We start from the raw sequence: 5,653 nt of genomic DNA, 5'->3' as shown, positions 1-5,653 counted from the left end.
CCGAGCAGCTGCCCGAGGTTTTCCCCAAGCGTGCGGCGCACGCCGTCTTCGAGCGGTTCCGCCCAGCGCTCGCGCTCACGCAGGAGCAGGCGGCCGCCGTGGTCACGGAGGACGATCTGCGGGCGGTTGAGGTAGTCGGGCAGGACGATGGTGCCGATACCCAGACGGGGGGCCGTGCTGCTCGCGGTGTTGAGTGTCGCCGTGGTCGGCGCGGCTTCGAGCAGGTAGAACTGGTTGGGCGGGGTGCTGGCGCAGGCGCTCAGTAGCAGAGTGGCGCTCAATGACAGGAGGCGGAGCAGCATCAGTGTTCTCCTTTGCCGCGTAACAGCACTTCCGGGCGCTGTTCGAGGGTGTCAGACAGTTGGCGGACGGCGCTGGCGGCGCGCGTGGTTTCTTTCAGTGCGCGTTGCAGATTGTGTTGTAGCAGGGAGTTATCAGCGGTGCTTTCGCGGATGGCGCTGGCGGTTTTGTTGATTTCAAGCAGTGCGCTTTGCGCCGATCCCATGGCGTTGCGGGTTTCGGCCAGTGTGCTGCGGATGTCGCCGATCAGCGGTGCGCTGTTTTTTTCCAGTTGGGCGCTTAAGCGTTCCAGATTGTGCATGGTGCGGTTTAGCGTCTGCAGGGTGCTTTTCATTTCGCCGCTTTCGGCGGTTTCGCGTAGCGTTGCGGCGATGGCTGAAATGTCGCGGAACAAGGTGTCGAATTCGATATTTTCGATGCGTTGTTTGAGCAACTGTACCGGCGTCGGGATGGTGGGAATTTCCCGTAATTTGCTGTTTTCGCGCCCGCGCAGGCGAGCCTTGGTTTCGGGGTGAAAATCGAGGTCGATGTAAAGTTGTCCGGTCAACAGGCTTTGCATCGAGAGTTGGCCGCGTAAACCTTGGCTGACGAAAGCACCGGAGGCCATTTGGTTATTGATGTCTACCGATTGGCCTTGCAAATCGACTGCTGGCTGGGCGAAGAGCTCGATTTCAACGGGGATGTAAAAAGAGGTCTGGTTGCTGTCCAGAGCGATGCCAATTTGCCGTACGAGACCGATATGGACGCCGCGAAACACCACGGGTGCGCCGACTTTCAGACCATAGACGGAACCGTCGAAATACATGATGTAGCGGGATTTTTTCTTCCACAAATCGCCGCCGGCAACAAAAAAGAGCGCGGCGATTGCCAGCGTGATGGCACCAAGAACGAAAGCGCCGATCAGTGCGGAGTTGGTTTTTTTGCTCACATTTTTCCCCTGCCGAGAAAATTGCGGACGCCTTCCGGGCCGCTGTGTCGAAGTTCTTTTGGGTCGCCCTGGGCGATCATCGTGCGCGTTTCGGCGTCGAGAAAGACCGAGTTGTCACCGATGGCGAAGATGCTGGCCAGCTCGTGGGTGACGATGATGATGGTGGCACCGAGGCTCTCCCGCAGTTCGAGGATCAATTCGTCGAGCAGGGCGGAACTGAGCGGATCGAGTCCGGCCGAGGGTTCGTCGAAGAAAAGGATGTCCGGATCGAGCGCCATGGCCCGGGCCAGCGCTGCCCGTTTCTTCATACCGCCGCTGATTTCTGAGGGATAAAAGTTCTCGAAACCGGCCAGCCCGACCAGGGCCAGCTTGACTGCCGCCAGCTCGCGCGCGTCGGCGGGGCGATAGCCGCCGATTTCGGTCATCGGCAGCATGATGTTCTCGCTCAGGGTGAGCGAACTCCACAGCGCACCGCTCTGAAAAAGCACGCCAAAACGCCGCTGCATAGCCTGGCGGGTGCTGTCGTCGGCCTGCCACAGATCGACCCCGGCAAAGCGCACGCTGCCGGCGGCCGGTGTCTGCAAGCCGATCAGGTGGCGCAGCAGGGTGCTCTTGCCGCAGCCGCTGCCGCCCATGATGATGAAGATGTCGCCCTGGTGGATGCTGAAGCTGAGATCGCGCTGGATCAGGCGCTCGCCATAGCGCAGGGTCAAAGAATCGATCTCGATGGCGATGGGGCGCGGGTGCATGTCAGATGCCCAAGCGCTGGAAAAGAATGGTCAGCAACGAGGCCGAAATGGTAATGAGCAGGATGCCGAGCACCACCGCTGCCGTCGTCGCCTCGCCCACCGCCTGGGCGCTGCGCCCGCAGCGCATGCCGCAGAGGCAGCCGGCAATGGCGACCAGCGCCCCGTAAACCGTACCTTTGACCATGCCGACGACGAAATGCGTCATGCTCAGGGCTTTCGTCGTCTGCTGGAAATAGGCAAAGACGCCGACATCGAACACCGTTGTTGCAATCAGCATGCCGGCAGCCACGCCGACGATGCCGGCGTACAGCGTCAGCAGCGGGGCCATGACCAGTAGCGAGAGAAAGCGCGGTAAGACGAGAAAATCGCTGACCGGCAGGCCGAAGGTGCGGGAGGCGTCGATTTCCTCGTTGACCTGCATGGTGCCAAGTTGCGCAGCGTAGGCAGCGCCGGTGCGCCCGGCGAGGAGGATACCGGTCATCAGCGCGGCAATTTCGCGCACCATGCCGATGCCGACCAGATCGGCGATGTAGATCTGCGCGCCGAGCATGGCCAGCTGCGCCGCGCCCATATAGGCGAGGATGGTGCCGACCAGAAAGCTGATCAAGGAAACGATGGGCAGCGCCCGCGGCCCCGCATCCTCGACGAAAAGCAGCAGGTCGGCGCGCTGGAAACGGGCGCGGCCGACGGCCAGACGAGCAAGCGAGCGGAACAGGTCGCCAAGGAAGGCGAGGTTCTGCGGAACGCGCCGCCAGGTGGCCAGAGTGGCGTTGCCGAAGTATTCGAAGATGTTTTCTTCGTCCTCGTGCGCCGCTTGCTGCCGCGCCGGTACGGCCAGCGCCAGGCGCAGCAGGCGGGCCAGCCCGGGTGGCAGGCCGTCGTCGTCGATGGCGCAGCCCGCCTGTCGGGCCGATTCGGCCAGCGGCAGCAGACGGGCGAGCAGGCTGCTGTCCCAGCGGCCCAGTTCGCTGCAGTCAAAGAGCAGCCGCTTGCCGCCGATTACCGCCGGCAGTGGTTCCGGCAGCGGGTGTCCGGCATGCCAGTCGCCGCGAATCCGGCAGGTCACGGTGCCGGCTTCGTGGTCAAGGTTCAGGCTGGGGGCGGGCGAAATCATGCGCCGGATTCTAGCGCAGCTTGCCTGTTGTCATGTGTCGGCGAGATCGGCAGCAGAATGATTCAGGAAACAAAAATCCACCGCGAACGGTGGATTTTCAGTGGGAATTCAGCGCCGGTGTTTACGCGGCCTTTTTTAGCCCGCTCAGGTCATTCCAGGTGTTTTGCCAGACCCGGTAAGCGTTTTGCGCCGCCATCAGGGAGAGGAGCGAGACGCGCGTCTGGTGACGCCACAACCAGGTGAGTTGCGGGGCCGGGTTGAGGAGCGAGGGCGCGGGTGGGCCGGCTTCGTCTTCGACCAGGGTGAGAAAACGCTCGACCGCCAGGCCGGAGAATTCGCTGCCGGTGGTTTGGCCGCTCAGATATTCGGCTTCGCTGACGGCGCGTCGCCAGAGTTTGAGGGCGAGTTCTTCGGTAATCCCGGCGCGTTTGGCGACCCAGGGCAGGATTTTCGGGGCTTGCATACTGTTCATGGTGTTTCTCCTTTTCGTTGTCGGCCAAGGGTAAGGGCCGTTGTACGACGTTGATTCTCGCCTTGTGGGCATTTTGTGCGGTGCACTATAAATTTATGGGCGCAGTATACATTCTTCAAAGGGGCCGCAATTTGATTAATAGTAAAATTTTGTTGCGCCGCACAAATTTCTTTGAAGGAGAGCAAGGGTGTACACTGGCGGGCTGTTTTTTCTTCCAGTAGTGCCATGTCTGATCTGCTGCAACACCTCAATTCTCCGCAACTGCAAGCCGTCACGCTGCCGCCGGCGCACGCGCTGATTCTGGCGGGGGCCGGCAGCGGTAAAACGCGGGTGCTGACCACACGCATCGCCTGGCTGTTGGCGACGCATCAGGCGGGGCCGGCGGCGCTGCTGGCGGTGACTTTCACCAACAAGGCGGCGCGCGAGATGACGGCGCGCCTCACCGCGCAGGTGCCGATCAACGTGCGCGGCATGTGGATTGGTACTTTCCATGGCCTGTGCAATCGTTTTTTACGCGCCCATTACCGCGAGGCGGGCCTGCCGCAGACCTTCCAGATTCTCGACAGCGGCGACCAGCTCGCCCTGGTCAAGCGCTTGCAGAAGAATCTCGGCATGGACGACGAAAAATATCCGCCGCGCGAACTGTGCCATTTCATCAACGCACACAAGGAGCAGGGCATCCGCGCCGCGCAAGCCGAGGTGTACGACTATTACACGCAAAAACGCGTCGATTTTTACGCCGAATACGAAGCCCAGTGCAACCGCGAAGGGGTTTGCGATTTTGCCGAACTGCTTTTGCGCAGTTTTGAACTGTTGCAGCGCAACGAACCGCTGCGCGCGCATTATCAACAGCGTTTCAAACATATCCTGGTCGATGAGTTTCAAGACACCAACCGCCTGCAATACGCCTGGCTGCAACTCTTGGCGGGCGGCGGCGCGAAGATTTTCGCGGTCGGCGACGACGATCAGTCGATCTACCGTTTTCGCGGGGCCGAGGTCGGCAATATGCGCGATTTCGAGGCGCAGTGGTGCGGCGAGAACATCATCCGCCTGGAGCAGAACTACCGCTCGCACGGCAACATCCTGGCGGCAGCCAACGCCATCATCCAGAACAACAGCGACCGTTTGGGCAAGAATCTGTGGACGGAAACCGGCGCGGGTGAGCCGATCCGCGTCTTCGAGGGCTATTCCGATCTGGACGAAGCGCGTTTCATCGTCGAGGAAATCCGCTCGCTGGTGCGCGAGGGCGTGCCGGCCAGCCAATGCGCCGTGCTCTACCGCTCGAACGCCCAGTCGCGGGTGATCGAGCACGAATTGTTCACGCAGGCGGTGCCGTACAAGGTCTATGGCGGGCTGCGTTTTTTTGAACGCCAGGAAATCAAGCACGCGCTGGCTTACTTGCGCCTGCTCGGCAACCCGGATGACGACACCGCCTTTCTGCGCGTGGTGAATTTCCCCACGCGCGGCATCGGTGCGCGCTCGCTGGAAAACCTGCAAGCCGCCGCGCACCAGATGCATTGCAGTCTGTACAACGCCGCCGCCTCGCTCACCGGCAAGGCGGCGCAGACGGTGGGCGCTTTCGTCGGTCTGATCGAGCGTTTGCGTCACGAAACGGCAAATTTGTCGCTGCCGGAAATCATCGAGCAGGTCAGTGAAACCTCCGGGCTGCTGGAACACTACCGGCGTGAAAAGGAAGGCCAGGAGCGGCTTGATAACCTCAACGAACTGGTCAGCGCCGCTGCGTCTTTCATCGATGCCGAAGGTGCGATTGGCGAGCATGGTGCGCTGGCCGATTTCCTCGCCCACGCCTCGCTCGAGGCTGGTGAACATCAGGCCGGCGAAGGTCAGGAAGCGGTGCAACTGATGAGCGTGCACGCCGCCAAGGGGTTGGAATTCGACGTGGTGTTCGTCAGCGGGCTGGAGCAGGGGCTGTTTCCCCACGAAAATGCCGTCAATGAAGGCAGCGCCGGGCTGGAGGAAGAGCGCCGCCTGATGTATGTGGCGGTGACGCGCGCCCGCCAGCGGCTTTACCTTTCCTCGGCGCAAAGCCGCATGTTGCATGGGCAGACGCGCTATTGCGTGCCGTCGCC

Annotated in this window: 7 protein-coding genes; 1 reads left to right on the top strand and 6 read right to left on the bottom strand. The window is 61.6% G+C overall.

Annotated features, from left to right (window positions below; genetic code table 11):
- The 6 genes from ACM62Q_RS12910 to ACM62Q_RS12885 form a co-directional block, all read right to left on the bottom strand.
- Nucleotides 1–302 (bottom strand): membrane integrity-associated transporter subunit PqiC (locus ACM62Q_RS12910; protein ID WP_415037234.1); only part of this gene is annotated, 302 nt, incomplete at its 3' end.
- Entirely contained in the window at nt 302–1,228 is a 927-nt protein-coding gene (locus tag ACM62Q_RS12905; RefSeq protein WP_415037232.1) for an MlaD family protein, read from the bottom strand. The genes ACM62Q_RS12905 and ACM62Q_RS12910, both read right to left, overlap by 1 nt.
- Nucleotides 1,225–1,977, bottom strand: a complete 753-nt coding sequence (locus ACM62Q_RS12900; protein ID WP_415037230.1) for an ABC transporter ATP-binding protein — start codon at nt 1,975–1,977, stop codon at nt 1,225–1,227. Before ACM62Q_RS12900 ends, ACM62Q_RS12905 begins: the two co-directional genes overlap by 4 nt.
- Before the next feature lies 1 nt (nt 1,978).
- Nucleotides 1,979–3,091, bottom strand: a complete 1,113-nt coding sequence (locus tag ACM62Q_RS12895) for an ABC transporter permease (protein ID WP_415037228.1) — start codon at nt 3,089–3,091, stop codon at nt 1,979–1,981.
- Between the two features lie 121 nt (nt 3,092–3,212).
- Nucleotides 3,213–3,563, bottom strand: coding sequence for a hypothetical protein (locus ACM62Q_RS12890; RefSeq protein ID WP_415037226.1), 351 nt, complete (start codon nt 3,561–3,563; stop codon nt 3,213–3,215).
- A complete protein-coding gene (locus ACM62Q_RS12885; RefSeq protein WP_415037224.1) occupies nt 3,560–3,790 on the bottom strand; it encodes a hypothetical protein in 231 nt (76 codons plus the stop codon). Before ACM62Q_RS12885 ends, ACM62Q_RS12890 begins: the two co-directional genes overlap by 4 nt.
- Here ACM62Q_RS12885 and ACM62Q_RS12880 point away from each other — a divergent pair.
- Nucleotides 3,789–5,653, top strand: a 1,865-nt coding sequence (locus ACM62Q_RS12880; protein WP_415037222.1) for a UvrD-helicase domain-containing protein, incomplete at its 3' end; no start/stop codon positions are given. The two genes, ACM62Q_RS12885 and ACM62Q_RS12880, sit on opposite strands and share 2 nt — an antisense overlap.

The organism is Azonexus sp., from assembly GCF_047638095.1.
Classification (GTDB): Bacteria; Pseudomonadota; Gammaproteobacteria; order Burkholderiales; family Rhodocyclaceae; genus Azonexus.
Note: the sequence above shows the minus strand (reverse complement) of the source record. Positions and strands in the feature narration are given on the sequence as shown.

What these genes read in the sequence shown, in the direction of transcription:
- ACM62Q_RS12900 (WP_415037230.1), bottom strand. Translation starts at nt 1,977, where the DNA reads ATGCACCCGCGCCCCATCGCCATCGAGATCGATTCTTTGACCCTGCGC.
- ACM62Q_RS12895 (WP_415037228.1), bottom strand. Translation starts at nt 3,091, where the DNA reads ATGATTTCGCCCGCCCCCAGCCTGAACCTTGACCACGAAGCCGGCACC.
- ACM62Q_RS12890 (WP_415037226.1), bottom strand. Translation starts at nt 3,563, where the DNA reads ATGAACAGTATGCAAGCCCCGAAAATCCTGCCCTGGGTCGCCAAACGC.
- ACM62Q_RS12885 (WP_415037224.1), bottom strand. Translation starts at nt 3,790, where the DNA reads ATGGCACTACTGGAAGAAAAAACAGCCCGCCAGTGTACACCCTTGCTC.